This is a genomic window from Billgrantia endophytica (genome assembly GCF_002879615.1).
GTDB lineage: Bacteria > Pseudomonadota > Gammaproteobacteria > Pseudomonadales > Halomonadaceae > Halomonas > Halomonas endophytica.
The window spans coordinates 60,520-85,978 of record NZ_PNRF01000044.1; the positions used below are offsets into that span (position 1 = coordinate 60,520).

At 64.4% G+C, this 25,459-nt stretch carries 20 protein-coding genes; 9 read left to right on the forward strand and 11 right to left on the reverse strand.

The annotated features are described in order from the left end of the window. Positions 1-8: 8 nt before the first annotated feature. Complete coding sequence (locus C1H69_RS21030; protein WP_102655342.1) at positions 9-1,130, reverse strand: ABC transporter ATP-binding protein; 1,122 nt, start codon at positions 1,128-1,130, stop codon at positions 9-11. Between the two features lie 301 nt (positions 1,131-1,431). Between C1H69_RS21030 and C1H69_RS21035 the strand changes: the two genes are divergently transcribed. Continuing rightward, entirely contained in the window at positions 1,432-2,034 is a 603-nt protein-coding gene (locus tag C1H69_RS21035) for a class I SAM-dependent methyltransferase (RefSeq protein WP_102655343.1), read from the forward strand. A 168-nt stretch (positions 2,035-2,202) separates the two neighbouring features. Beyond that, positions 2,203-3,327 carry an aminotransferase class V-fold PLP-dependent enzyme gene (locus C1H69_RS21040; protein ID WP_102655344.1) on the forward strand — a complete coding sequence of 375 codons (1,125 nt, stop codon included), beginning with the start codon at positions 2,203-2,205 and terminating at the stop codon, positions 3,325-3,327. Positions 3,328-3,481: 154 nt separating this feature from the next. Here the strand turns inward: C1H69_RS21040 and C1H69_RS21045 are convergent, their stop codons facing one another. The 3 genes from C1H69_RS21045 to C1H69_RS21055 all read right to left on the reverse strand — a co-directional run bounded on the left by C1H69_RS21045 (position 3,482) and on the right by C1H69_RS21055 (position 8,327). Further along, positions 3,482-4,177: a CBS domain-containing protein gene (locus C1H69_RS21045; protein WP_102655345.1), complete on the reverse strand. Its 696-nt coding sequence runs from the start codon at positions 4,175-4,177 to the stop codon at positions 3,482-3,484. A gap of 187 nt (positions 4,178-4,364) precedes the next feature. Next, the gene (locus C1H69_RS21050) at positions 4,365-5,846 is read right to left on the reverse strand and encodes a hypothetical protein (protein WP_102655346.1); all 1,482 of its coding nucleotides are present in this window, start codon (positions 5,844-5,846) and stop codon (positions 4,365-4,367) included. Positions 5,847-5,966: 120 nt separating this feature from the next. Further along, positions 5,967-8,327 carry a mechanosensitive ion channel family protein gene (locus tag C1H69_RS21055; protein ID WP_102655347.1) on the reverse strand — a complete coding sequence of 787 codons (2,361 nt, stop codon included), beginning with the start codon at positions 8,325-8,327 and terminating at the stop codon, positions 5,967-5,969. A 143-nt stretch (positions 8,328-8,470) separates the two neighbouring features. Here C1H69_RS21055 and C1H69_RS21060 point away from each other — a divergent pair, with 143 nt between their 5' ends. Then, a complete protein-coding gene (locus C1H69_RS21060; RefSeq protein ID WP_102655348.1) occupies positions 8,471-9,490 on the forward strand; it encodes an amidoligase family protein in 1,020 nt (339 codons plus the stop codon). Continuing rightward, a complete protein-coding gene (locus C1H69_RS21065) occupies positions 9,487-10,164 on the forward strand; it encodes a gamma-glutamyl-gamma-aminobutyrate hydrolase family protein (RefSeq protein WP_102655349.1) in 678 nt (225 codons plus the stop codon). Before C1H69_RS21060 ends, C1H69_RS21065 begins: the two co-directional genes overlap by 4 nt. 44 nt (positions 10,165-10,208) lie before the next feature. Here the strand turns inward: C1H69_RS21065 and C1H69_RS21070 are convergent, their stop codons facing one another. From C1H69_RS21070 to nfi, 3 genes are all read right to left on the reverse strand, one after another. After that, complete coding sequence (locus tag C1H69_RS21070; protein WP_102655409.1) at positions 10,209-10,640, reverse strand: OsmC family protein; 432 nt, start codon at positions 10,638-10,640, stop codon at positions 10,209-10,211. Between the two features lie 143 nt (positions 10,641-10,783). Then, positions 10,784-11,341, reverse strand: a complete 558-nt coding sequence (locus C1H69_RS21075; protein WP_102655350.1) for a DUF1415 domain-containing protein — start codon at positions 11,339-11,341, stop codon at positions 10,784-10,786. Between the two features lie 73 nt (positions 11,342-11,414). After that, a complete protein-coding gene (gene nfi / locus C1H69_RS21080) occupies positions 11,415-12,092 on the reverse strand; it encodes a deoxyribonuclease V (RefSeq protein ID WP_102655351.1) in 678 nt (225 codons plus the stop codon). 81 nt (positions 12,093-12,173) lie between these two features. Between nfi and C1H69_RS21085 the strand changes: the two genes are divergently transcribed. From C1H69_RS21085 to C1H69_RS21100, 4 genes are all read left to right on the forward strand, one after another. Further along, the gene (locus tag C1H69_RS21085; protein ID WP_102655352.1) at positions 12,174-13,448 is read left to right on the forward strand and encodes an exonuclease SbcCD subunit D; all 1,275 of its coding nucleotides are present in this window, start codon (positions 12,174-12,176) and stop codon (positions 13,446-13,448) included. Then, positions 13,445-16,750: an AAA family ATPase gene (locus tag C1H69_RS21090; protein WP_102655353.1), complete on the forward strand. Its 3,306-nt coding sequence runs from the start codon at positions 13,445-13,447 to the stop codon at positions 16,748-16,750. Before C1H69_RS21085 ends, C1H69_RS21090 begins: the two co-directional genes overlap by 4 nt. Positions 16,751-16,833: 83 nt before the next feature. Then, positions 16,834-17,088 (forward strand): type II toxin-antitoxin system Phd/YefM family antitoxin, encoded by a 255-nt coding sequence (locus C1H69_RS21095; RefSeq protein ID WP_102655354.1) that lies wholly within the window; start codon positions 16,834-16,836, stop codon positions 17,086-17,088. Next, positions 17,085-17,339 carry a Txe/YoeB family addiction module toxin gene (locus C1H69_RS21100; RefSeq protein WP_102655355.1) on the forward strand — a complete coding sequence of 85 codons (255 nt, stop codon included), beginning with the start codon at positions 17,085-17,087 and terminating at the stop codon, positions 17,337-17,339. The genes C1H69_RS21095 and C1H69_RS21100 overlap by 4 nt, the downstream gene beginning before the upstream one ends. A gap of 76 nt (positions 17,340-17,415) precedes the next feature. On the opposite strand, the gene fic is transcribed toward C1H69_RS21100, so the two are convergent. Then, the gene (gene fic, locus C1H69_RS21105; RefSeq protein ID WP_102655356.1) at positions 17,416-18,525 is read right to left on the reverse strand and encodes a protein adenylyltransferase Fic; all 1,110 of its coding nucleotides are present in this window, start codon (positions 18,523-18,525) and stop codon (positions 17,416-17,418) included. A 273-nt stretch (positions 18,526-18,798) separates the two neighbouring features. Beyond that, positions 18,799-21,024: a catalase/peroxidase HPI gene (katG, locus tag C1H69_RS21110; RefSeq protein ID WP_102655357.1), complete on the reverse strand. Its 2,226-nt coding sequence runs from the start codon at positions 21,022-21,024 to the stop codon at positions 18,799-18,801. Positions 21,025-21,387: 363 nt separating this feature from the next. Here katG and argE point away from each other — a divergent pair, with 363 nt between their 5' ends. Further along, entirely contained in the window at positions 21,388-22,542 is a 1,155-nt protein-coding gene (argE, locus tag C1H69_RS21115; protein WP_102655410.1) for an acetylornithine deacetylase, read from the forward strand. Positions 22,543-22,769: 227 nt separating this feature from the next. On the opposite strand, the gene uxuA is transcribed toward argE, so the two are convergent. Continuing rightward, positions 22,770-23,945: a mannonate dehydratase gene (gene uxuA / locus C1H69_RS21125; RefSeq protein WP_102655358.1), complete on the reverse strand. Its 1,176-nt coding sequence runs from the start codon at positions 23,943-23,945 to the stop codon at positions 22,770-22,772. Between the two features lie 15 nt (positions 23,946-23,960). Then, a complete protein-coding gene (locus C1H69_RS21130) occupies positions 23,961-25,448 on the reverse strand; it encodes a mannitol dehydrogenase family protein (RefSeq protein WP_102655411.1) in 1,488 nt (495 codons plus the stop codon). Positions 25,449-25,459: the final 11 nt, after the last annotated feature.

Sequence of the window (25,459 nt, forward strand, 5' to 3'; positions counted from 1 at the left end):
CTCCAACGTCAGGAGGCGTTCAGCGCCCGGACGTCCTCATCTCGCCAGCCAAGCTCGATGACATCACCTGGCTGCATGCCGCTCGAGAAATCATCCACGGGGACACGTGCCACGAAATCGTCGTTGCCGGCCAGCTCACAGCGCACGCGCAGGTGGTCACCCAGGTAGATGAACTCCCTGACCCGTGCCTGCAGCCGATTGGGTAGCGCCCTGGCCGAGCCGTTGAGCTTGACCCGTTCGGGCCGGATCGACAGGCGCGTCGCGTCGCCTGCGCCCAGGTTCGGGCCGATGAGCGCCCCCGTGCGCAACCCTTCACCGAAGCTGACCCGACACTGCCGGCCTTCCACGGATTCGATCGTGCCCGATAGGGTGTTGTTCTCGCCGATGAACTGTGCGACGAAGGCGTTCGCTGGATGCTCGTAGAGGCGACTGGGCGTATCGATCTGCTGTATGACGCCGTCGTTGAAGACCGCCACCCGGTCGGACATCGTCAATGCTTCGCTCTGGTCATGGGTGACGAAGACCACGGTCAGGCCCAGTTGCTCGTGAAGCTGCTTGATCTCCAGTTGCATGTGTTCACGCAATTGCTTGTCAAGGGCGCCCAGAGGCTCGTCCATGAGGATCAACTGCGGCTCGAAGACCAGAGCGCGGGCCAGCGCCACGCGCTGTTGCTGCCCTCCCGAGAGCTGTGTGGGACGACGTTTGGCAAACTCGCCCAGCTTGATCATGCCCAGGATATCGGCCACCTTCCGGTCGGCCTCTGCCGCCGGCATCTTGCGGGTCTTCAGCGGATAGCGGATATTCTCCTCGACCGTCATATGCGGAAAGAGCGCATAGTTCTGAAACACCATGCCGAAGTTGCGCTTGTGCGGAGGTACGCTGTTGAGTCGCTGGTTGCCCAGGAAGATGTCACCGTTGGTAGGGACCTCGAAGCCGGCAAGCATCATCAGGCAGGTTGTCTTGCCGGAACCGGATGGACCCAGCAAGGTAACGAATTCCCCTTTGTGGATGGTGAGGTTGAGATCCTTCACCACCAGGTTCTCGCCATCGAAGGTTTTCTGTACGGCATCGAAGCGAATCAAGGGTGTCGATGGGTGGGCACTCGGTTTGCTTGTCGTGTCATGAGGCATCGTTTCACCCGTGTCTATTAGGTGGGTGCAGTGACGTCGACAATCAAAGACGTTCACTCAAAATTTCCACGTTTCCAACCTATTCATCGACGCGCCCGTCGTCAAGTATATTCCACATTCTCCTTCAGCCCTCTTTCAACGCAACGTGGTGCAGACCTCCTGTCATCATGCGTCGCTTTCACGGCATCGGAGCGGCCTTCGGCCTGGCAGAAAAGACAACAGAAAAATCAAAGCCCTTTCACGGTCACGCTCGCTGGCCTAGAGTGGAGGCATGTTCAGCAACAATGCAGGAGGCTAGCCCATGACGGCGCAAGACCGACCCTCGGTCATGGCAGGATCCGAGCGACGTGCCCAACTATCGCTCTTTGCCCGGAATTTTTTCAAACACCCACGGATGCTGGGCTCGATCATTCCCAGCTCTCCGTTCCTGGTACGGCGGCTGCTCGAGCCGATCAACTGGGAAAGTGCCAGGGTCATCGTTGAATATGGGCCCGGTGTCGGAACCATCACGCGAGAGATCCTGGACCGCCTGCATCCCGATGCCACCCTGGTGGTGCTGGAAACCAATGACGAGTTCGTCGATTTCCTGCAGCGTTCCATCAGCGATCCACGACTGCAGGTGATTTCCGGTTCCGCCGAGACGATCCAGGCGGAGCTGGATCGGCTGGGTCTCCCGGCGGCCGACTACGTGGTGGCGGGCATTCCCTTCAGCACCATGCCGGCAGACTGCAGGGAGCGCATCCTGCAGGGTAGCCGGGAGGCCTTGATGCCGGAGGGGGCCATGCTGGTCTACCAGTTCTCACCCAAGGTCCTGCCGGCTCTGCGCCAGATCTTCTCTGCCGTGGAATGCGGCTTTGAACCCATCAACATCCCCCCGGCAAAAGTCTATTTCTGCCATCCCTGAGCCTTGTCATGGGCCGGGCCAGGCGGCGTTTCCGCCTGGCCTTCATCCGGCCTCGCGCCTGGCTTGAAAGGCGTGCCAGCTCCCGGGAACTGGTCCGGGTGCATGAATGGGAATATCCTTTCTGAACTGCATACCGTTCATGATCTTACTGTACACAGGGAGAAAGAAATGCCCGGCTTGCTGCCCGACGTCGACCCCGATGGCCTGCTCGAATACTCGGTGGTCTATACCGACCGTTCGCTCAACCATATGTCCCAACGCTTCCAGGGGGTCATGCGTGACATTTCAGCCACCCTCAAGCAAGTCTACAATGCCCGCAGCGCAGTCATCGTACCCGGCAGTGGCACCTTCGGCATGGAAGCCGTCGCCCGACAATTCGCCACCGACAAGACCTGCCTGATAGTACGCAACGGTCAATTCAGCTATCGCTGGAGCCAGATCCTCGAAATGGGTGCCATCCCGGCGGTGGCGTCCGTGCTCAAGGCTCGCCGCCTGGATCCATCAGACTCGCTCTCCCCCTTCGCCCCGGCGCCTGTCGAAGAGGTGGAGCGCACCATCAGGACCGAGCGACCGGAGGTTGTCTTTGCCCCTCATGTCGAAACATCGACCGGTACCATCCTGCCGGACGACTACCTCAAGCGGATCGCCGCCGCCGTCCATGAGGAGGGTGGCCTGTTCGTGCTGGACTGCATCGCCTCCGGCACCCTGTGGGTGGACATGGAGGCGATCGGCGTGGATGTCCTTGTCAGCGCTCCCCAGAAGGGCTGGAGCGGCGTGCCCTGCTGCGGCCTGGTGATGCTGTCCGAGCTGGCCAGGAAACGCATCGAATCCACTGTCAGCACCAGCTTTGCCTGCGACCTGCGCAAGTGGCTGGACATCATGGAAACCTATGAAGGCGGCGGCCATGCCTATCACGCCACCATGCCCACCGACGGCCTGGCGCGGCTGCGTGACATCATGGACGAGACCGCTGCCTATGGTTTCGAGAGGGTCAGCGAGGAGCAATGGGCACTGGGCAAGGCCGTTCGCGCGATGCTCGCCGACTACGGCTATTACAGCGTGGCGGCCCCCGGGTTCGAGGCACCTGGCGTGGTGGTCTGCTACACCCGCGACTCGGGTATTGTCGGGAAGTTTGCCGCTGCAGGCATCCAGGTAGCCGGCGGCGTGCCGCTGATGTGCGATGAAGGCGATGATTACCAGGCTTTCCGCATCGGCCTGTTCGGCCTGGACAAGCTGCATGACCGCGAGCGCAGCCTGGCCAGCCTGGAGGTTGCCCTCAAGCAGATCGCTTGACAAAGGCGGCGTGAGCCGAACGAGAAACGAGACAAGGGGCGGCCAGAGGGCCGCCCCTTGTCTTTCAGCTCGAGTCAGGCCAGGGCCTGAAATCCGAGCCAGGTGATCAGGATATTGAACGCCTGGGCCAGCGCATCGGTGATTCGCGTTTCGCTCAGTAGCCGCCCATACCCCTCGGCACCATGCCCAGGTTATTTTCTACCGACTTCACCCCCGCCGTGTTCTCGGCAGCCACCTGGACAGCCAGTTTCTCGTTCTGGCTTTCCACCAGCCCCCACAGCTGTACGACCCCATCCGAGACAATGATGTTGATGCGATCCGCCCAGACACCGGTGTGACCCTCGACCTCCCTGAGGATGGCGTCACGTATCTCGCGGTCATCGGTACTGACCGTTGCTTCAGCGCTTGGTGCAAGGGCAGAGAACCCCCGCAGCAGATTGGCGCGGCTGACGATGCCGACCAGGCGGCCGTCACGAAGCACGGGCACCCGCTTGATATGGTGCTTCTCCAGGAGCCTGGCAACGCGGTGCAGGGCCTCGTCCTCGGCGATGGTGATAGGGTTGGGCGTCATGATTTCATGAGCCTTGCGCGCGTGGGACTTGATGTAGTCACTGGCGTTGTCGGCACCGGCAAAGATCGACTTCAACCACCACGACTTGCGCCGGTCGGTGCCGTTCTCGACCCGACGCATCAGGTCACCTTCGCTGACGATGCCCAATACCTTCTGATCGGCATCCACTACCGGTAGCGCACTGATATTATTCTCGAGCAATAGCCGGGCAATTTCACGAACGTCGTCGTCTGGCGACACGGTGATGACCTTGGAAGTCATGACATCAGCAGCTTGCATGGCGGCATCTCCGGAAGAAACAGGAAGGCAATGGAAGGCGACTCTGCTTGACTCTAGTCCGCCTTGGCGGTACTCACAAACTGACGCTTATCGTTGACATTAGCAGTCACGCGGCTCTTCCGACTTGATATGAAGCAAGAGTCTCCTCACAAGCCTCCTCTCACAAGCCCTTAGCCAACGCCCTTACTCAGCCCCCTTCCTGGTGCACCTTTTCGACGTCGACGATGCGTGACCGGCTCATGACGATCTTCCACCGCTGGATCACCGCTTCGTCGCTGCCACCTTCTTCGCGGATGACCAGGTTGAGCAGGTGTCGCTTCTCCACCGACTCACGGGAGACCTGGCCGTCCTTCTGGCGGTAGACGTGGTGGGAGCCCTTGTCCATCAGCCGGGTCAGCAAGGAGAGGTCCAGTGACAGCGTCTCGCGTGTCTTTTCATAGCCGCTGAGAAAGCGGGTCGGCGACATGCGTGAACTGGAGCGGTAATGGAGCACCACCTCCTCGCGCTGGGCCACGTTGCGCTTGCGCACCCGCTGGATCTGCTCATCGAGCTTGCTGAAACGCTTGTAATCGAACCATTCGAGCTGGCGGCCAACCAGCGCATTGCTGGTCGCGTCCAGGTACTGGCGCCGCCACTTGGGGCGCCCCTTGCGCAACAGTCGCCATAACGTGTTGCGCAGGTCGTCCTTGAAGACCTCACGCATGGCATAAAGCACGGCCATGGCCAGCACGAACAGCGCCGTGATGTCTCCCAGGGTGTCCCGTGCCTGGAGCAGCCCCAGCGATACGAAGATCATCACCACCGCCGTCGCCAGCGCCTTGACCGCCTTCTGCTCGCCGATGCCCAGTTCCTGGCTGCGCTGCTTGAGTGTCACCGGGTATTCAATGAGCCGGTGCAGCAGACGCATCTTGTTGGACATGCGCGTGGGGTCGTGGGTAACCCGCTCGGAGTTGTACTCCGCCTGCCTGCGGTGTTCATTCTCCGCCTCGCAGATGGCCAGCAGGCGCTCACGAATACCGCGAAACACCCTGCCCCTCGGCAGGTTCGCCACCAGCGCCAGCAGGCGTTGCTCGGTGAACCAGGACAGGTAATTATCGATGTTGTCATAGTACTTGAGCAGCGTGCCATCGCTCGGTCGGTTACGGCGCAGCCGGCGCAGTATGCCCTGGGCCAACTCGCAGGATTCCTCGAGCTGCTCCTGCAGGCGTATCGCTGGAGTTGCGACCTCCTCCGTTCCTCCCTCGCCTTCCGATTCGCCGCTTGTCGCGGCCACATCCCCGGCGGCCTCCGGCTCTTCGTCTCGATGTCCCTGGCGCTGCTCGATCTCCTTCACCTCCCTGGCCGTGTCCAGCAGCATCTGGATCGAACGCTCCAGGGCGACAACATACTGATAGGCATACAGGCTCAAGCTCAGCCGGTACTGCTCACTGCTGAGCTTGCCGCGACTCGCGAGACGACTGAGGACCAGCGGAAGGTGGTGCTTGTCGCTGTAGTAGGTGAGCTTGACATGGATCGCTCTGTGGTAGAACGCATCCTCGGAAATGATGTGATCGTTGAGCCCCAATTCCCCGGGCACGAAAAGGAAGACATCGAGGCGATGCGAGATCTCCTCCTGTAGTACGCGAGAAATCTTGAGATGAAAGCTGTCCTTGCGCTCGACGGTGATCACGTCGTCGCTGCTCCTGACTTGGGGGTTCGGGCCAGTACCTTGAAGCTACCGGCGCTCTCTCGATAGTACTGCGCCCCGGGGCCGGCTGGCCATGGCTCCCTTGGCTCAGCCATCGACGTCTCACCCTTCCGGTGACGCCCCCCGCGGGCTGGTGTCTCCCTGCGGATCGGCCACGCCGGCCTCGCCCGGCGCCCGGCCTTTGGCATCACGGCTCTGTCTTCGGGCATTGCCTTCCGGATCGTCCCCCGTGGCATCGCCCAGCTCGCTGCCCGAGACGCTTTCCATGCTGACGCTGAGTCGAGGCATGCCGAGGTCGATGTCTTGCGCTTCCATGCGCCGCTTGAGCAGCAGGTTGAAGGAGCGTGTCACGTCCCACTGCATGACCGGCGCGGTGCGGAAACGCATGCGCAACACGGCGGCCCCCTCATCGAAGCGATCGATGCCTTGCATCTCCAGTGGCGACCAGATGTGGTGGCGCATCATCGGGTCCTGGCGCAGTTCCTGGGCGGTTTCCTGCACCAGTGTGATGGCATCGTCGATCTTCATGGTGTGCGGGATTCGGATGCGCATCAGCGCGATGCCGAAGTGTCGCGACATGTTATGGATCGACTGGATGGCACTGAAGGTGATGATATGCAGGATGCCGTCGAGGTCACGCAGTCGCACGGTGCGCAGGGTCAGCCCCTCGACGGTGCCCATGTGGCCATTGATCTGGACGAAATCATCCACCGCCAGAGAATCCTCGACGATGATGAAGATGCCGGTAATCAGGTCCTGCACCAGCGTCTGGGCACCGAAGCCCACGGCCAGGCCGATAACGCCGGCACCGGCCAACAAGGGGGTCACATTGACCCCGATATTGGCCAGCCCGACGATGCCGGCGATGATGACGATGGTGGCAAAGATCACGTTGCGGATCATGGGCGTGATGGTCTGGGCCCGCGCCTGATTGACCCGCCGCCCCCTGGAGCGGGCCGAAGAAATCAGCGCCCGCTGGATGGCGGTATCGGCAAAGATCCAGGCCAACCAGGCCAGTAGCACCGTGAAGCCCAGTGCCAGCAAGGCCGGCCCGATGTGCATGCCCGCCACCCCTTCCTGGCCCAGGCCAAACAGCGAACCGCCCCATACCTGCAACGACAGCTCGGCAAGGATGAACCAGGAGACGACATGGGAAAGCGCATAGCCGAAGCGTTCGAGACGCCGGCGGTACTCGCTGACCCCCCGACGCTTGCTGCGCCGTTCGCTATGGCGGCGAATCAAGCCAGTCACCACCAGCGTCATGACCAGCAGCGCAGCGGAAATGATCGACCGGGCCAGCGCCGCGCCCACGTCGCCTACCGTGACGGAGATCGCCAGTAATGAGCCGACCACTACCAGCAGAGCGGGGACATGCCATAACTCACCGACGATACGGGCCAGTTCGATGGTGGAGCCACCCTCGCGGCGTATGCGCCAGGAACGATTGCGGATCAGGTGCTTGATCGGACGCTTGAACTTGAAGATGAAGCGCACGCTGAGGAGCGCCGCCAGCATATTGGCCAGCACCGAGCTCAACCCGGCCAACTCCTCCCCCAGCATTATCGACAGGCGAGCGGAATTGAGCGCATCACCAAGGGCAATGAGTGCGCCAATCAGAAACAACATCCGCAGGCCCTGCTGCTGCAGGGTCAGCACCGCGATGAAGCGGTGACCACGGGTGAAGACCGACACCACGCACTCCACGATCACCGAAAGCGCACGACCGCAGAGCGCTACATAAGCAAGAACCAGCGCCAGGGTACGTCCCGGACTGGCCGGCAACAGTTGGGCCAGGCCCAGCATCAGCAGGAAGGCCAGGGCCCAGGGCAGCATGCGTCTCAGGAAATGCAGGCCCAACAGCCAGGCGCGAGGATCACGAGGCAGGTCCAAGGGCAGCTCATAGCGCTTGAACAGCAGCCTGCCCAGGGCAATCAGGATCACCAACAGACCTGCCCAGACCCCCACCATGACGGTGCTGTCCACGACGATGCGCATCATCTGCGAGGTCCCGGTTTCCACCATCAGGTCGCTGAGCTCCGACCAGCCTTGCTCCAACTGACGCTGCCAGTCATCGATGGGCGACTCGCCGGCCTCGGCCTGCCCCCCCAGGTCACCGAACGTTTCCGCCAGGGCTCCGAGCAGGCCCTGGCGTTGCACGTCGGTTGTGCCGTCAGCGCTTTCGCCATGCACTTGCTGGAGTTCGCGCAGGCTGTCCAGCAAGGCATCGCGGCGCTCGTCGTCCTCCAGAGTCACGATCACCTCGTCCAACGCCTGCTGGAACGATTCGGCGTCATGCTCCTCCGCCTCGTCTTCCGGGCCCCCGGCCAGCCCCGTCATCGGTAATGTCTGCGCATTCAGTGGATTGCTGATGACCAGCAGCGCGGTCACGATCAACAGCCATGCCCCATCCCCGATCCATCGACTGCCAATCGTCATCAGCGCCTGAAGAAAACCGCCTGGCATCGCCACGACTACACTCCCTGTCCATGTTCTGGTCCGCTCGCTTCAGTGTGACAACACAAAAGCGGGTGTTGGTTCCTGCCGAGCGTCCGCAGCACTATGTTAGGCTGGCAAAGACGTTCGCTCGAGTCGCACAGGATGCCTCCATGCAGCCGCAACCACCACCCGAAACCTTGAGTTTTCAAGGCAGAACCCGGCGAGTGGGAGTCGAAATCGAATTTTCCGGCTTGCCGCCCCTGGCAACGGCCGAGCTGGTCAGGGACCTGTTCGGTGGCGAGCTTCGCCTGGTCAGCCCTCATCGCTTCAAGGTAGACGGCACACGCTGGGGCACCTTCGTCATCGAGCTGGACACGCAATATGCCCACCCCGATGACAAGCTGCTGGCGGAGGTTCCGCGCAAGGACAGCGAGTGGGAGCGCCAGCGCCTCCAGATGCGGGTGGAGTTCCACAGCAAGGCCCGCGAACTGATCGGTGATGTCGTGACTGGCCTGGTGCCCACCGAAATCGTCTGCCCACCCGTACCCTGGAACGAGCTGGGCGATCTGGATGCGCTCTTCGCAGCCCTGTACAGCCGCGGCGCCAAGGGCACCGATGCCAGCCTGCTCTATGGCTTCGGCCTGCATCTCAACCCCGAGGTCGCCAGCCTGGAAACCGTTGACATCCTCAAGCAACTGCGCGCCTATCTACTGATGGCAGAGTGGCTGCGCAAGGAAATCGACATCGACATCACCCGCGAAGTACTGCCCCACGCCAATCCCTTTCCCAAGGCCTACGTGCTCAAGGTGCTGGACCCTGCCTATGCCCCGGATCTGGATACCCTGATCGCGGACTACGTCGAATTCAACCCGACACGCAACCGGGAACTGGATCTCTACCCCCTCTTTGCCTATCTGCGCCCGGATTACCCACACGCGCTCTTCCACGACAAGCTGGTCAAGGCTCGGCCGACCTTCCACTACCGCCTGCCCAACGCCCAGCTCTCGCAACAGGGATGGGGCGCGGTGGTGGAATGGAACCGCTGGCTGGTGACGGAACAGCTCGCTGCCGACCCGGAAGAAGTGACCGGGCGCGCCAGCCGCTATGTCAGCTATCACACACGTTCACCCCTGGCCCGCTGGCTCGGCAGGCTGCGTGACTGGGTCAGGGAGGCTCGTGCCGACTCATGACACGTCCCCTGATCGGCATCACCTCCTCGGATTACAAGAGTCGTATCGCCTGGTGGTTTGACTGGTTTGCCGTCTGGCGCCATGGCGGACGTCCGTTGCGTCTCTCCCCCTCCCGACCGTTGCCGGTATCCCTGGACGGCCTCATCATCGGCGGAGGTGACGACATCCAGGCACACCTGTATGGCGGTGAAGTTCAACTCGACGTGCGGGTCGACCCACAGCGTGATGAGCTGGAGCTGGAACTCATCGAGCGCTTCGCTCCCCAGGGAAAGCCGGTGCTGGGCATCTGCCGTGGCGCCCAATTGCTCAATGTCCACCTGGGCGGCACCCTGGATCCGGATATCTACACCACCCACGAAGGACTCAAGCGGCGGCGAACCGTGCTGCCTCGCAAGACGGTGGATATCGTGGCGGACAGCCAGTTGCACCGTATCCTCAAGGTCAACTGGTGCCGCATCAACAGCCTGCATCATCAGGCCGTGCAACAGACCGGCCAGGGGGTCGAGATAGTGGCCCGCGACCGCGATGGCCTGGTACAGGGAATCGAGTCCAGACAGCACGACTTCTTGATCGGCGTGCAGTGGCACCCGGAGTGGTTGATCTTCAATCGCCCACAACAGCGCCTGGTGCGTGCGTTGATCGATGCCGCGCGGAGCGGAATGACGAACGAGTAGCGGCCACCGCAGCGGATGGCCGCTCGCAACAGGGCAGGAAGGTGTCAGTTTTCCAGCGAGGCGTCCAGCGTGATCTCGGCATTGAACAGCTTGGAAACCGGGCACCCTTTCTTGGCCTTGTCGGCGGCCTCCTGGAAGGCGGCCTGATCGGCGCCGGGGCTGCGCACGCGGGTCTCGAGATGCACCGCGGTGATGCTGAAACCGCCGTCGTCCTGGCTCAGGGTGACGGTCGCTTCGGTCTCGATCTTCTCGGGCTCAAGGCCCGCCTCGCCCATGATCATCGACAGCGCCATGGAGTAGCAGCTGGCGTGAGCCGCTCCGATCAACTCTTCCGGGTTGGAGCCCGGTTCACCCTCGAAGCGCTTCCCGAAGCTGTAAGGCACATCCTTGAGCACGCCGCTCTCGGTCGAGACCTGGCCCTGCCCTTCCTTCAAGCTACCTTCCCAGACAGCGCTTCCGGTTTTCTTCATGCTCATGTCGACTCCTTTGCCATGCTCGGAACTGGCCTGTGGGTAATGGATACTGGCACGTCGTGCCATCACCCTTCCTCACCATAGCCCATCACGCCAAGGTTGCCAGCATGCCCCGCACCTCTATGGAAATCATTTCCGCCCCCGACTCAACCTCGAATGCCACGCAGCGCCTCCAGCCCCCCGGCCAGGGCATCATGGCCCAGCCGCCGCATCTCCTCGATATTGCGCTCGGGGATGGCCTCGGGATCGGGATAGTGCTCCAGCGCCCGCTCGAGGCTCGCTTCGCGCAGCAGGTGCAGCATCGGCCAGGGCGATCGGTTGGTGAAATTGGCGGGGTCGTCCGGCTCGGCGTCCTCGAAGCAGTAGTCGGGATGAAAGCTGGCCAACTGGTAGATCCCTTCATAGCCCTGCTCCGCCAGGAGCGCCTCGGCGATGGCCAGGAAATCGAGGTAGTCGTCGAAGTCATCGAGTCCTTGGCTCAACACCAACAAGGTGGTCTCGATACCGGGCGTTTCATCCAGCCGCTGACACTCCTCGATCAGCGTCCGTAGCGCCGGCTCCCACTCCCTGGCCACGATGTCCGTGTAGCGGACCGTATCGCGGGCCAGCTCACGACCGGCGAAAGGGCAGACATCATGGGCGACCACGAAGGTCTCGACCCAGGTACGGGTGGCGGCAAGGATCGGGGAAGGCGAAGCAGTCATGGCGGGACTCGGCAGATGAAGGGAGTCACATGGTCCGCCGGGGGAGACCGGATTGCAAAGCCGATCGCCCCCGTCAGGGGCGCTTCTCGTCACGGCGCGAGGCAAGCCGGTCGGCCAGCCGCGTCGGTTCGGGCAGCTTGGTGCGCCCCAGGCAGCTCACGACCCATTCCAGCGAGGTCGCCAGCGAGATTCGGTGGCCCAGCGAAACGTAGAGGGGCTTCACGGCCAGCCGCGAGCGCAGCACGGCACCAATGATCTCACCGCGATGACGCAACGGTGTCCACTCGCCACGCCCTTCGGGAACCGCATCGTGACTTCCGCACAGGCGGGACTTGGCCACGCCGATGGTCGGCAGGTCGAGCCACAGCCCCAGGTGCGAGGCCACCCCCAGCCGCCTCGGATGGGCGATGCCCTGCCCGTCGACCATGACCAGCTCCGGCCGGGTGGTGAGCAGGGCGAAGGCGGCCAGCGCCGCCGGTATCTCGCGAAACGACAACAGGCCGGGAACATAGGGCATGCGGGTCGGCTCACGGTGGACCACCTGCTCCACAGGGGTCAGACCCGGCCAGGTCAGCAGCACCACGGCGGCGCGGGTGATCTCCCCGCCCTGCTCGAAGCCGATGTCGACCCCGGCGATGTGCCGCACCGGGTCGAACCGGTCTTCCCGTTCGATGCGCCCGGCCAGGCGCTTCTGCAGGGCAATGGCCTCGTCAGGTGTCAGGTTCCAGTCGTGCAGCGCTGCGGCGGTCATGCCCGGCCTCCTGCTTCATTCATGTGACTCGCGTAGACTATCGCTTCCATGTCGCTCGTCACCATAGCAGGAAAGAGGCTGATGAAACTGATCCACACCGCCGACTGGCACCTGGGCCAGACCTTCCACGGCCAGGAGCGCCACGTCGAGCATCGTGCCTTTCTCGACTGGCTGTTGCAGACCCTGGAAGCGCGACAGCCGGACGCCCTGCTGATCGCCGGCGACGTGTTCGACGTGGTCAACCCTTCCCTGCGTGCCCAGGAGGAGCTCTACGGCTTCATCGTCGAGGCGCATCGCCGCCTGCCGCGGCTCGACATCGTGATGATCGCCGGCAACCACGACAGCGGCAGCCGCATCGAGCTGCCCGGGCCGCTGATGCGGCGTCTCAACACCCATGCCCTCGGCCGCGTGAACTGGTGCGACGACGGCAGCCTCGACGCCGAGCGGCTGCTGGTGCCGCTGACCGATACCCGGGGTGACGTCCGCGCCTGGTGCCTGGCGCTGCCGTTCCTGCGCCCCTCCGAGGTCACCGGTATCCGGCGCGACAACGAGCCTGCGCACGATGGGGGATACATCGCCGGCATCCAGCGCGTCCACCGGGAGCTGATCGACGCGGCTCGTCGGCAGCGCCAACCGGGCCAGGCGCTAGTCGCCATGAGCCACGCCCACCTGCGTGGCGCCCAGGTCTCCGAGCACAGCGAGCGCCCCATCGTGATCGGTGGCGAGGAGTCGATCTCGGCGGCGCTCTTTCCCGATGACATCGCCTATGTGGCGCTCGGTCATCTGCACCGTCCGCAGCAGGTCGGCGAGGCGCGCATCCGCTACAGCGGCAGCCCCCTGCCGATGGACTTCAGCGAGGTGCACTACCCGCATCAGGTGGTGGAGATCACCCTCGAGGGCGAAACCCTGGTCAGCAGCGAACCGATCCCAGTCCCCCGTACGGTAGAGCTCATGCGCATCGGCCCCGCCCCGCTGGCCCAGGTGCTGGCAGAACTGGAAACCCTGCCGCGCGGCAACGAGGAGCCCCCCGAGCCCCTCCTGCCCCGCGAACGATGGCCCTGGCTCGAGGTACGCGTCGAGCTCGAGGCCCCGCGCCCCGACCTGCGTTACCTCATCGAGACGGCGCTGGCCGACTGCCCGGTGAGCCTGCTGCGCATCCACACCCGCTTCCCCGACGCCGCCGACAGGCGCGATGGGGCGCGAGTGACACTGGAAAGCCTCGGCCCCCGCGCCCTGTTCGAGCGCGCCTGGCAGGAGGCCTACGGCTCGGACCCGGACGACGACATCCTGCGCGACTTCGACGCACTGTGTCAGGAGGTACTGGATCACCAGCCGACCCGCGAGGGCAGCGCATGAAGATCCTTGCCGTTCGTCTCGAGAACCTCGCGTCCCTGGCCGGACGCCATGTGCTGGACTTCACCCAGCCGCCGCTCGCCGACGCCGGGCTGTTCGCCATCACCGGCCCCACCGGTGCCGGCAAGAGCACCCTGCTCGACGCCCTGTGCCTGGCGCTCTACGGCAACACCCCGCGCCTGCGCGGTGCCCGACAGGATCAGGCGCGCCTGCCCGACGTCGGCGACAGCGACGTGACCAGCTTCGACCCGCGCACGCTGCTGCGTCGTGGCGCGGCAGGCGGTTACGCCGAGGTCGATTTCCTCGGCCAGGACGGGCATCGCTATCGGGCCCGCTGGGCGGTACGCCGGGCACGTGACAAGGCCGAAGGCCGCCTGCAGGCGGCCGAGCAATCGCTGACCGATCTCGAGGATGGCCGGATCCTGACCGCGCAGAAGCGGGAGTTCGACCGTCTCTTGCCCGAGGTGCTGGGCCTCACCTTCGAGCAGTTCACCCGCGCCGTGCTGCTGGCCCAGAGCGAGTTCGCCGCCTTCCTCAAGGCCGACGACAACGACCGCAGCGACCTGCTGGAGCGCCTGACCGGCACCACCGAGTACTCCGACATTTCCATCGCCGCCTATCGACGCGCCAGGGAGGCGAAAAAATGCGTCGATGCCCTGGAGGCCAGGCTGGCCGACGACCTGCCCGCGGACCCCGACACCCGGGCCACGCTGGAACGCAGCGCCGACGACGCCGAGCGCCAGTTGCATGCCATCCAGCAGGAAGCGCAGCGCCTGGAGGCCGACAAGCAGTGGCACGAAATGGATGAACGGCTCCTCCGGGCCTACGTCGAGGGACGCCAGCAGCAGCAGCACGCCGAGACCCACTGGCAGACGCTGGCCGAAGCGCGCGCCGACAGGGAGTGGCGGCGACGACTGGCACCCCAGCGCCATCGCCTGCTGCGCCAGGCCGCGCTGCCCAATGAGATCGCCGCGTTGGAGGATGCCCACCGCCAGACCCTCAAGGCGCTAGAGCAAGCCAAGGCCGCCCAACAGGCCGCCGGACAAGCTCGAGACCGGGCCGCACAGCAGTTGGACGCAGCCATCCAGGCCCGCCATCAGGCCGACCCCACCCTGCACCAGGCACGCGAGTACACCCAGGCCCTCGCTACCTTGGAGCAGCAGCTGACTGAACTCGAGTCGCAGCATCATGACTGCCGACAACAGGCCGAACGGCTGGCCGGGCAGCGCAGGGAAGCCGAAGCCAGACAGCTCGAGCACAAACGGAAGCGCGACGAGTGGCAAGCCACGCTGCGCCAGCTGATGGGCAATCACGAACGACTCGATGCCGCGCGTCAGGCGGCCCAGCGGGCCCATGGCCAGGCCGCCCACCGCAGCCTGGCGCTGGGTGAGCTGGAGAGCCGGTGGCAGGAGGCCCGGCGTGCCAATCTGGCCCAGCGCCAGCTTGGCGAACGAATGGTCCTGGATGAAGAACGTCGGGCCGAGTTGACCGCTCTGGGCAAGGTCGCCCGGGAACGGCTCGATGAGCGGGAACGTCACTATCGCACTCTGCACGACGTCATCGAACGCAGCCGTGCTGCCCGCAGCGAGAGCGTGATACGCCTGCGCGAGACACTGCAGGAAGGCGAGCCCTGCCCGGTGTGCGGCGGTGTCGAACATCCTTTCCGCCACCGACCGCCGGTTTCTCCCGAAGCGGCGCAACTGGCCGCCCAACAGGCCCAGGAAGAACAGCAACTGGGCGAGGCCCGGCAGACATGGGAGCAGGCCCAGCGCGAGCGCAACGATCTCGAAGGCGAGTACCGTGCCGTCATGGCAGCGATGGCACGCTGTCGCCAGGAGTTGCAACAGACCGATAGTCGCCTGGCTCAGGCGCAGCAAGCCCTGGCCGAACATCCGCTGTACGCCGAACTCACCGCCATCGACGCCACCGAGCGCGACGCCTGGCTGGCGTATCAGCGCCGCGTGAGCGACGACGAGCGCGAACATGGCGAACGCACGCTTCAGGCACTGGCCCGCGCCGAGGCCGAGCTGGCCCCGTTGGAGGAAGCCTTGCGCCAGGATGAGCTCGGGCTCGCCCAGCTCGAGGCCAGGCGAACCGCGCTCGAAGAGGAACTGGGCAAGCGGGCCGAACGGCTACCTCCCTTGCATCAGCAGCGCAGCGACCTGACCGCTACCCTCCGGACACTGCTCGGCGAACATGCCTCCGTCGACGCCTGGCAGCAGGCGTTGGAGACGCGCCAGGAGTCAGCCCGCCAGCAGCGCGACCAGGCCATCGAGGGCTGTCATGGTGCCGAGCGCGAACAGGCGCGGCTCACCCAGCGGGTGAATCACGAAGCCGAGCGCATCGAGCAGCTCATCCGGGAAGGCGCCACGCTGGAGCGGGAGCTGACCGACTGGCGCCAGGCCCATCCGCAGTTGGACGACATTACGCTGGCCCGACTACTGGTGCAGCCCGAGGCAGAAGCCGAGCGTGAGGAGCGCGAACTGGCCAATGCCGACGAGGCCCGCCAACGCACCGAGGCGAGCCTCGCCGAGCGGCGCCATGCACTGATCGAGCATCGGCGAGAGCAGACACTGACGGATGTGGCAAACGGCGACGAAGCGCTACTTGGCGAAGAGGTCGCAGTGGAGATCGGCAACCGCCGGGAGGCACTCGTCGCCGAACGGCAGGTCCTGGCGCCAAAGCTGGAGGAAGCCCAGCAGACACGCGACGAGGCCGTGCATGCGCGACGTGACGACGACCGCCGCCGGGCGCGCCAGCAGGCGGGCCAGGCCGAGCGGGATGCGGCACGCGCCGAGCAGGTGCGCTGGGGACGTATCAGCGAGCTGATCGGATCCGCCGACGGCAAGGCGTTCCGCCGCATCGCCCAGGCCTACAACCTGGAGCTGCTGCTCGACCACGCCAACGCCCACCTGGCCAACCTCGCACCGCGCTACCGGCTGGTGCGCGGCGGAAGTCCGCTGGGCATGCTGGTCATCGATCATGACATGGGCGACGAACAGCGCTCGGCACACTCGCTCTCGGGCGGCGAGACCTTCCTCGTCTCCCTGGCCCTGGCGCTTGGCCTGGCGTCGATGACCTCCGGCAACCTGGTGATCGAGTCGCTGTTCATCGACGAGGGCTTCGGCAGCCTCGACCCACAATCGCTGGCGCTGGCCATGGAAGCGCTCGACGGCCTGCAGGCCCAGGGACGACGCGTCGGGGTGATCTCGCACATTCAGGAGATGCATGAACGCATCCCGGTGCAGATCAAGGTGGAGCCGCTGGGGAATGGCGCCAGCCGGGCGAGGCTGGTGAGTGGTTGAGCAGGCGTTCGAGTAGTGGCATTGCCGCAAGCCATCATGTACGATATTTTGTACGTACCATTTTATGTACAGGAGAAGAAAAAATGGACGCCATCAGCTATACCTCCGCTCGCACTCATCTGGCCAAGACCATGCAGCAGGTCTGCGACGACCATGCTCCGGTGATCATTACTCGCAGCAAGGCCGACTCCGTGGTGATGATATCGCTGGAGGACTACGAAGCCCTGCAGGAGACCGCTTACCTGCTGCGCTCACCGAAGAACGCCCGCCGCCTGCTCGAATCCATCGCCCAGTTGGAGGATGACAAGGGCCAGGAGCGGGAGCTCATCGAGGAATGAAACTGACCTTCTCCGAGCACGCCTGGGAGGACTACCTCTACTGGCAGAAGAGCGACAAGAAGGTGCTTCGCCGTATCAATCAGCTCATCAAGGAGATCCAGCGCACGCCCTTCGAGGGAATCGGCAAGCCGGAACCGCTCAAACACGGCCTGGCGGGGTACTGGTCCCGGCGCATCAACGACGAACACCGCATCGTCTACAAGGTCACGGAGGATGCGCTGCTGATCGCGCAGTTGCGATATCATTACTGAGCGGGTGCCAGTCCGGTCTTATTTGAACTTGGGGCTGAAGTTAAAATAAGCAGCGTCGCTATGTTAACCAGCGGCATCATGACGCCGGGTACGGCGCGACCGCATTGCCGTCTTCGGTCATCAGACGAACCAGCTTGGGATGCACGAACAGCTTTTCGCGCCCGGCACGGATCTCCTTGAGCACTCCGATATCGCATAGCTGCTGAAGGTAGCTGGAGGCGGTCTGGCGCCTGGCGATGTCACGCTCCACCAGATTGTTGATTCGACAATAGGGCTGCTCGAAGATCACCTGCACCAGTTCATGGCTGTAGACCCTGGGCAACTGCTGCTGGATATGGCGGGTCGTATCCTCAATCAACGTGCGGGTCGCCGCAATCTTGTCGGTGGTCCAGCGGGCCGTATATTCCACGGCCTTGAGCATATAGATCAGCCACTCCTGCCACCGCCCCTCGCGAGTCACGGCCAGCAGCAGGCGATAGTAATCAGGCTTGTGCAGAACGATATAGCGACTGAGATAGAGGATCGGCAGCGTCAGCAACTGCTGCTCGATCAGATAGAGGATGTTCAGCACTCTTCCCGTACGCCCATTGCCGTCGGTGAAGGGGTGGATCGCTTCGAACTGGTAGTGAGCCACGGCCATCTTGATCAGGGGATCGACACCATCCTCCTCGTGGAGATAGCTTTCCCAGTTCGCCAGCAGTCTGCGCAGCGCCTCCTCCCCCATGGGCGGGGTATCGATCACCTCACCGGTCGCCTGGTTGGAGAGGGTGGTACCCGGCACCCGCCGGATCTCCATTTCGACGCCCTTGATGGTGCTGCAGATCTCCACTGCCGTATTGGTGCACAGAGGCCGCCTGGCCAGCTCGCGGTAGCCATGGCTCAGCGCGGTACGATAGCGCAGCGCCTCCTTGGTAGCAGGGTCGGCGTGGGTATCTTCCTGGGCAAACTGGAAGAGCCTGTCAGTGGTAGTGACGATGTTCTCGATTTCGGAACTGTCGCGGGCTTCCAGCAGAGGCAGCAGGTTGATGAGCAGCCCCTGGTTGGGCAGCAGCTCGCCCGCCTGCTTCAGTTCCGCCAGTGCCACCCTAGCCGGAATGCAGGCCTTCAGCACGGCAGGCCTCTCGAGCTCTTCGGCGGGTGGCAGCGGCGGTAAGCCGTTATAGGGTTGGTCAGGACGCCAGCTCATGTTCATTTCTTCCTGAAAAATCGACACGTCGTCAGCTTATGTCGATGGCATCGACATAAGCTGACGACGTGTCGAAAAAACTGCGTTTCATAAACATATCGTGGTGACATGTCGATGCCATGGGTACGTCAGCGAGCACTTCATCGATGTGGTTGCCGAGTACGGCGTCGCATACTCGCTACTCGAAGGGAATCGACACCTCACCCAGGGCGGCACGGCGAATAAAAGCGCCCCGTTGTCGGGGCGCCTCTGTCACCACTCTTTCAAACTGGATTACGCCAGGTCGAAGCGATCCGCGTTCATCACCTTGTTCCATGCCGCCACGAAGTCCTTCGCGAACTTCTGCTTCGCATCGTCCTGTGCGTAGACTTCCGCAATGGCACGAAGCTGGGAGTTGGAACCGAAGGCCAGGTCCACGCGCGTTCCGGTCCACTTCACCTCGCCGGTCACGCGATCACGTCCCTCGAACACGTCTGCGTCCGCCGACGCCGGCTTCCACTCCGTGCTCATGTCGACCAGGTTCACGAAGAAGTCGTTGGTCAAGGCACCGGGGCGGTCGGTGAACACACCGTGGCGCGAGTTGCCGTGGTTGGCAGCCAGTACACGCATGCCCCCAACCAGCACGGTCATCTCCGGCGCGCTGAGCCCCAGCAGTTGGGCCTTGTCGACCAGCATCTCCTCGTCGGAGACGGTGAAACGGGCACGCCGATAGTTGCGGAAGCCGTCGGCCTCGGGGCGCAGCCACTCGAAGGACTCGGCATCGGTCTGCTCGTCGCTGGCGTCGGTGCGCCCCGGGGTGAACGGCACCTCGATATCGTGACCGGCATCCTTCGCGGCCTTCTCGATGGCGGCAGCGCCACCCAGCACGATCAGGTCGGCCAGCGACACCGTCTTGCTACCGGTCTGGGTCGCATTGAAGTCGTTCTGGATGCTCTCCAGCGTCTTCAGCACCTTGGCCAGTTGCTCGGGCTGGTTGGCTTCCCAGTCCTTCTGCGGCGCCAGGCGGATACGTGCCCCATTGGCCCCGCCGCGCATGTCGGAGCCCCGGAAGGTCGAGGCAGATGCCCAGGCGGTGGATACCAGCTCGGGGACGGACAGGCCGGAGGCAAGAATCTTCCCCTTGAGGGCAGCGATGTCCTGCGCATCGATCACCTCATGGTCGACAGCGGGCACCGGGTCCTGCCAGATCAGCTCTTCCGCCGGTACTTCCGGGCCCAGGTAGCGTGCCTTCGGACCCATGTCGCGGTGAGTCAGCTTGAACCAGGCGCGAGCGAAGGCCTCGGCGAACTCCTCCGGATTCTCATGAAAGTGCTTGGAGATCTTCCGATACTCCGGATCTTCCCGCATGGCCATGTCCGCGGTGGACATCATGATCCCCACGCGCTTGGACGGATCTTCGGCATCCGGCGCCATGTCTCTGTCGGTCAGGCCTATCGGGCGCCACTGCTGGGCACCGGCCGGGCTCGTGGTCAGCTCCCACTCGTAGCCGAACAGCACGTCGAAGTAGCTCATGTCCCACTTCGTCGGCGTGGGTGTCCAGGCCCCTTCCAGACCGCTGGTGATGGTGTCACGGCCCTTGCCGCTCTTGTAGCGGCTCTTCCAGCCGAAGCCCATCTCCTCCATGGGTGCGGCTTCCGGCTCGGGGCCCACGTTGACCGGATCGCCCGCGCCGTGGGTCTTGCCGAAGGTATGGCCGCCAGCGGTCAAGGCCACCGTCTCGTAGTCGTTCATCGCCATGCGGGCGAAGGTGTCGCGGATGTCCCTGGCCGATGCCAGCGGATCGGGGTTGCCGTCGGGGCCTTCCGGGTTGACGTAGATGAGGCCCATCTGCACCGCGGCCAGCGGGTTCTCCAGGTCGCGCTCGCCGCTGTAGCGGCTGCTGGCGTGGTCGCTGGTGGCCAGCCACTCGTCTTCCGCGCCCCAGTAGATGTCCTCTTCCGGCTGGTAGACGTCCTCACGTCCACCGGCGAAGCCAAATGTCTTGAAGCCCATGGATTCCAGGGCGACGTTGCCCGTCAGGATGTACAGGTCGGCCCAGGAGAGCTTGTTGCCGTACTTGCGCTTGATCGGCCACAGCAGGCGCCGCGCCTTGTCCAGGTTGCCGTTGTCGGGCCAGCTGTTGAGCGGCGCGAAGCGCTGGGTACCGGTGCCGGCACCGCCGCGGCCGTCGCCTACCCGGTAGCTGCCGGCACTATGCCAGGCCATGCGAATGAAGAGCGGTCCGTAGTGGCCATAATCAGCCGGCCACCACTCCTGGGAGTCGGTCATCAGCGCTTCGAGGTCTTTCTTGACGGCCGCCAGGTCGAGCGACTTGAACGCCTCGGCGTAGTTGAAATCCTCCCCCAGCGGATTGGATTTGGGAGAGTGTTGATGCAGGATGCTGAGGTTCAGCTGGTTGGGCCACCAGTCATGATTTGAGTTGCCGGTATCGCCTTGCTTGGTGCGAGAACCGTGCATGACGGGGCATTTACCTGCACTGCTGTCGACTTTCTGATCCATGACGCTCTCCGTTAGTGACGCATAGTTCTGGTGCATAGAATGCAAACCGTTGAGCCGATGGGTTCCTCTCGAACGTTACGCCCTGAAAGCCGTACCGGCGGGACGTCAGCCATATCACCGTAATGTTTCAGTCAAGTGGCGATATGTTTCCCTGCTGTCCATCAACGTGAGAATAGGTATAACAGCTGATTCTGTAGGAGGGGACTTGTTTTTGCGCACCAAGGTAATAGCTAATATCAATGACTTCTCCCAGTCTCATTGAAGCAATCATTCCCAATGAGCCACCTCATCCCCCGGTCGACCCTCCCATCGTCCCCAGCCGTGTTAGGCTTCTTGCATTACCTTGAAGGAATGGGAGTGATCATGACCGCGGCCGAGATGCTCGAGCGCCTGGTGGGATTTGCCACCGTTTCGCGCGATTCCAACCTGGACCTGATCGCCTTCGTCGAGGGCTACCTCGACGAATACGAGGTGGAGCATTGGCGGGTGGAGAGCGATGACGGCAGCAAGGCCAACCTGCTGGCGCGCATCGGTCCTGCAGTGGCAGGCGGCGTGGTGCTGTCCGGTCATACCGATGTGGTGCCGGTGGATGGGCAGCCCTGGAGCACCGACCCGTTCACCCTGGTCGACAAGGGTGACGGGCGACTCTACGGCCGCGGCACCTGCGACATGAAGGGCTTCATCGCCTGCGCCCTGGCCGAGGTTCCCGAATGGGTGAAACAGCAGCTACGCGCCCCGATCTATCTGGCGTTTTCCTACGATGAGGAGATCGGCTGCCTCGGGGCGCCGCGCATGATCGAGCGCTTGATGGCGGAGCATCCACGCCCATCGGCCATCATCGTCGGCGAGCCCACCTCCATGGCTCCCGTCGTGGCGCAAAAGGGGATCACCAACCTGCGCACTACCGTGACCGGCCGCGCGGCCCATTCCAGCCAGGTCAACCAGGGTGTCTCGGCGATCCACGTGGCCGCCCGGCTGGTAACGAAGATCGAGGATGTCATGGCCGAGCTGCGTGCAGAAGGTCGCGTCGACGAGGCCTTCAACGTCGCCCACTCGAGCCTGCATGTCGGCAGGATCCAGGGCGGCACGGCCATCAATATCATGGCCCGGGAATGCACCTTCGACTGGGAGATCCGCCATCTGCCCCAGGACAGCTTCGATGCGCTCCTGGCACGAGTCACCGCCTGTGCCGAGGCACTGGAAGCCGATTTCAAGGCTCGCGCCCCCGATGCCGGCATTCACACCGAACTTCTGACCTCCACGGTGCCGGCCCTGGCGGACCGGGACAATACCGCGGCCCTGTCGCTTTGCCGCACTCTGCTTGGGGAACGACCCAGCGAGGCCGTGGCCTACGCCACCGAGGCCGGCCAGTTTCAGGCCGCGGGATTGTCCACGGTGATCTGTGGTCCGGGCAGCATCGCCCAGGCGCACCAGCCCGACGAGTACATCGAGATCGAACAGCTCGAGGCGGGTGAACGCTTCATGCAGGCTCTGGGGCGCCGGCTGGCAAGCGGCTAGGCACCAAAACCAGGCTCGGCAAGCCCCGCGACTCCTGTCTTCATCTGCAGCAGACTGCCAGCCAGGGGCCAGCGCGCCTTGCTCCCGGTATCCAGGTGCTGGGTGGCCGTGGCGACGTAGAGCGTGCGCAGGTCGGGCCCGTCGCCGTGTTCGGCGCCAGCGACTTCCCACCGGATGGCTTTCGCCCAGGGCGATCCCGTAGTCGCCCTTTTCTCTATCAGGCAGCATCACGTCAAGCGGCGCACCGCCAGCTCCACGCCGCGCAGTTCCGCCAGCCCGCGCAACCGGCCGTAGAGCGGATAGCCGGGCGCGGTGTCGCGCCGCCGGTCGTCGAGGATGTGGTGCCCGTGATCGGGGCGCATCGGCAGGCGCGGGCCGCCCTCCCGCTCCCGGCGCCGCTCCTCCTCCACCAGTGCCTGAACCACCGCCACCATGTCCACGTCCCCCGCCAGGTGGGGCGCCTCGTGGAAGGTGCGCGGCTCCCCCGCGTCGCGCCGGGTCGAGCGCAGGTGGGCGAAGTGGATGCGCGGGCCGAAGCGCCGCGCCATCTCCACCAGGTCGTTGTCGGCACACACCCCGTAGGAGCCGGTGCACAGCGTCAGGCCATTGGCCGGGCTGGGCATGGCATCGAGGATCCACTGGGCATCCTCGGACGTGGAGACCACCCGCGGTAACCCCAGCAGCGGCCGCGGTGGATCGTCGGGATGGATCGCCATGCGGATCCCCAGCGCCTCGGCCACCGGGACGACCGCCTTCAGGAAATACCCCAGATGCTCGCGCAGGCGTCCGGTGTCGATGTCGGCGTAAGCGGCCAGTGCCTCGCGGAAGCGCTCGAGGGTGTAGTGCTCCTCGGCCCCCGGCAGGCCGGCGATCAGGGTATCGACCAGCCGGTCGAGCCCGGCCCGGTCCAGGGAATCGAGGTGGGCTCTCGCCGCACGCTTCTCGGCTGCGTCGTACTCCGCCTCGGCGCCGGGGCGCTGGAGCAGATAGAGATCGAAGGCGGCGAAAGCCATCTGGTCGAAGCGCAGCGCCAGGGCGCCATCCGGCAGGCGGTACGCCAGATCGGTGCGGGTCCAGTCGAGCACCGGCATGAAGTTGTAGCAGACGGTGTCGATACCGCAGGCCGCCAGGTGGCGCAGCGTCTGGCAGTAGGTATCGATCAGGGCGTCGCGCTCGGGCAGTCCCTGCTTGATCGCCTCGTGCACCGGCACGCTCTCCACCACCGACCAGGTGAGGCCCGCTTCCTCGATGAGGCGCTTGCGCTCGGCGATGGCGTCGATGGGCCACACTTCGCCGTTGGGGATACCGTGCAGCGCAGTGACGATACCGGTAGCCCCCGTCTGACGTATTTCCCCGAGTTGGATGGAGTCCTTGGGGCCGAACCAGCGCCAGGTGTGTTCCATGAACGTCTCCTCGTCTCAGGTTTGCAGACAGACGTCGATCGCTCCGTCGGGCCCGTACTGCGTCAGGTGTCGATAGGCGGCGAGCACCGCCGCCGTGAACCCGGCGTCGGCCGCCAGGGCCGGTGGCACCACGTCGTCCATGACCAGGAAGGCGTCGACCAGCGCCTCGGGGTCCCGGCCGTAGCGGTCGTGCAGCCCGGCGAAACGCCCCGTCAGGGGGTCGTCGATCGGGTAGGGAAGGCCCCGCAGATCATGGCCGGCGGTATAGCGGATCCAGGCGGCCACGCCCAGGGCCGTGCAGGGTACCGGCCTGCCGATCTCGACACACGCCTGCGCGCCCAGCAGCCAGCGCTGGGGCAGCTTCTGGCTGCCATCCATGGCGATCTGCTGCAGGCGATGCCGCAGGCTGTCGTTGGCGAAACGCGTGAGCAGCGACTCGGCGTAGGCAACGAGGTCCATGCCCTCCGGCAGGCTCAGGGTGGGGGCCGCCTCTTCGAGCATGTAGCGACGCAGCAGCGCGCGCAGGTCATCACGCCTCACCGCCTCGAACACCGTCTCGATGCCGGCCAGGGCCCCCAGGTAGGCCAGCAGCGAGTGGCTGCCGTTGAGCATGCGCAACTTCATGGTTTCGAAGGGCGCCACGTCGGCGACCATCTCCACACCCTCGGCCTCCCAGTCGGGGCGTCCCAGGGGAAAGTCATCCTCCACCACCCACTGGGAGAACGCCTCGCAGACCACGGCGCAGGGGTTCTGAATGCCCAGGTCGGCGAGGCGGGAGAAGTCGGCGGCGGTCATGGCCGGTACGATGCGATCGACCATGCTGCAGGGAAAGGCCACCTCGGTGGCGATCCACCTCGCCAGGGCGGCATCACGTCGCCGTGCCAGCTGGATCACCGCGATGCGGGTGCGCTTGCCGTTGTCCGGCATGTTGTCGCAGCTCAGCACCGTGAAGGGGGCGACGCCCCGCTCACGCCGCCGGGACAGCGCCTCGACCAGCAGGCCCGGCGCGGTGCGCGGGCGGGAAGGGTCGGCGATATCGGCGGCGATCATCGGGTCGCCCAGCAACAGCTCGCCGCCGGCCGGACTCAGGAAATAGCCCTTCTCGGTAACGGCCAGGGTGACGATGCGCACTTCGGGAGAGGCGAGCCGCGCCAGCAGTGCGTCGAGATCCCGCCCCCAGTGCCCATCGCCGTCGCGACCGGAGCTCTTGTCTTGCCCCGTGAAGTGCGTCTCCTCGATCACGCCGATCTCGCGCAGGGTCGCATGCTCGCTGTCGGCGTACTCGACCACCGGGTAGCGGTACCCCGCCTCCCTCAGGTCGTCCACCAGCCCCACGCTCGAGCGCAGGTTGGCGCTGCTCACGCCCCAGGCCGTGTCGCCGGTGCGCCGACGATGGCGCTCCAGATAGACCGTCTGGTGGGCCCGATGGAAGGCCCCGAGCCCCAGGTGAACGATGCCGATCCGGCCTTCACCGGGGGCCGCTGCAACGTAGGTCACGTTCATATCCATCCATA

Bases quoted from the DNA above. Each gene is read 5' to 3' on its own strand.
- C1H69_RS21030 (WP_102655342.1), bottom strand. From the start codon at position 1,130: ATGCCTCATGACACGACAAGCAAACCGAGTGCCCACCCATCGACACCC.
- C1H69_RS21035 (WP_102655343.1), top strand. From the start codon at position 1,432: ATGACGGCGCAAGACCGACCCTCGGTCATGGCAGGATCCGAGCGACGT.
- C1H69_RS21040 (WP_102655344.1), top strand. From the start codon at position 2,203: ATGCCCGGCTTGCTGCCCGACGTCGACCCCGATGGCCTGCTCGAATAC.
- C1H69_RS21045 (WP_102655345.1), bottom strand. From the start codon at position 4,177: ATGCAAGCTGCTGATGTCATGACTTCCAAGGTCATCACCGTGTCGCCA.
- C1H69_RS21055 (WP_102655347.1), bottom strand. From the start codon at position 8,327: ATGCCAGGCGGTTTTCTTCAGGCGCTGATGACGATTGGCAGTCGATGG.
- C1H69_RS21060 (WP_102655348.1), top strand. From the start codon at position 8,471: ATGCAGCCGCAACCACCACCCGAAACCTTGAGTTTTCAAGGCAGAACC.
- C1H69_RS21065 (WP_102655349.1), top strand. From the start codon at position 9,487: ATGACACGTCCCCTGATCGGCATCACCTCCTCGGATTACAAGAGTCGT.
- C1H69_RS21070 (WP_102655409.1), bottom strand. From the start codon at position 10,640: ATGAGCATGAAGAAAACCGGAAGCGCTGTCTGGGAAGGTAGCTTGAAG.
- C1H69_RS21075 (WP_102655350.1), bottom strand. From the start codon at position 11,341: ATGACTGCTTCGCCTTCCCCGATCCTTGCCGCCACCCGTACCTGGGTC.
- nfi (WP_102655351.1), bottom strand. From the start codon at position 12,092: ATGACCGCCGCAGCGCTGCACGACTGGAACCTGACACCTGACGAGGCC.
- C1H69_RS21085 (WP_102655352.1), top strand. From the start codon at position 12,174: ATGAAACTGATCCACACCGCCGACTGGCACCTGGGCCAGACCTTCCAC.
- C1H69_RS21090 (WP_102655353.1), top strand. From the start codon at position 13,445: ATGAAGATCCTTGCCGTTCGTCTCGAGAACCTCGCGTCCCTGGCCGGA.
- C1H69_RS21095 (WP_102655354.1), top strand. From the start codon at position 16,834: ATGGACGCCATCAGCTATACCTCCGCTCGCACTCATCTGGCCAAGACC.
- C1H69_RS21100 (WP_102655355.1), top strand. From the start codon at position 17,085: ATGAAACTGACCTTCTCCGAGCACGCCTGGGAGGACTACCTCTACTGG.
- fic (WP_102655356.1), bottom strand. From the start codon at position 18,525: ATGAGCTGGCGTCCTGACCAACCCTATAACGGCTTACCGCCGCTGCCA.
- katG (WP_102655357.1), bottom strand. From the start codon at position 21,024: ATGGATCAGAAAGTCGACAGCAGTGCAGGTAAATGCCCCGTCATGCAC.
- argE (WP_102655410.1), top strand. From the start codon at position 21,388: ATGACCGCGGCCGAGATGCTCGAGCGCCTGGTGGGATTTGCCACCGTT.
- uxuA (WP_102655358.1), bottom strand. From the start codon at position 23,945: ATGGAACACACCTGGCGCTGGTTCGGCCCCAAGGACTCCATCCAACTC.
- C1H69_RS21130 (WP_102655411.1), bottom strand. From the start codon at position 25,448: ATGAACGTGACCTACGTTGCAGCGGCCCCCGGTGAAGGCCGGATCGGC.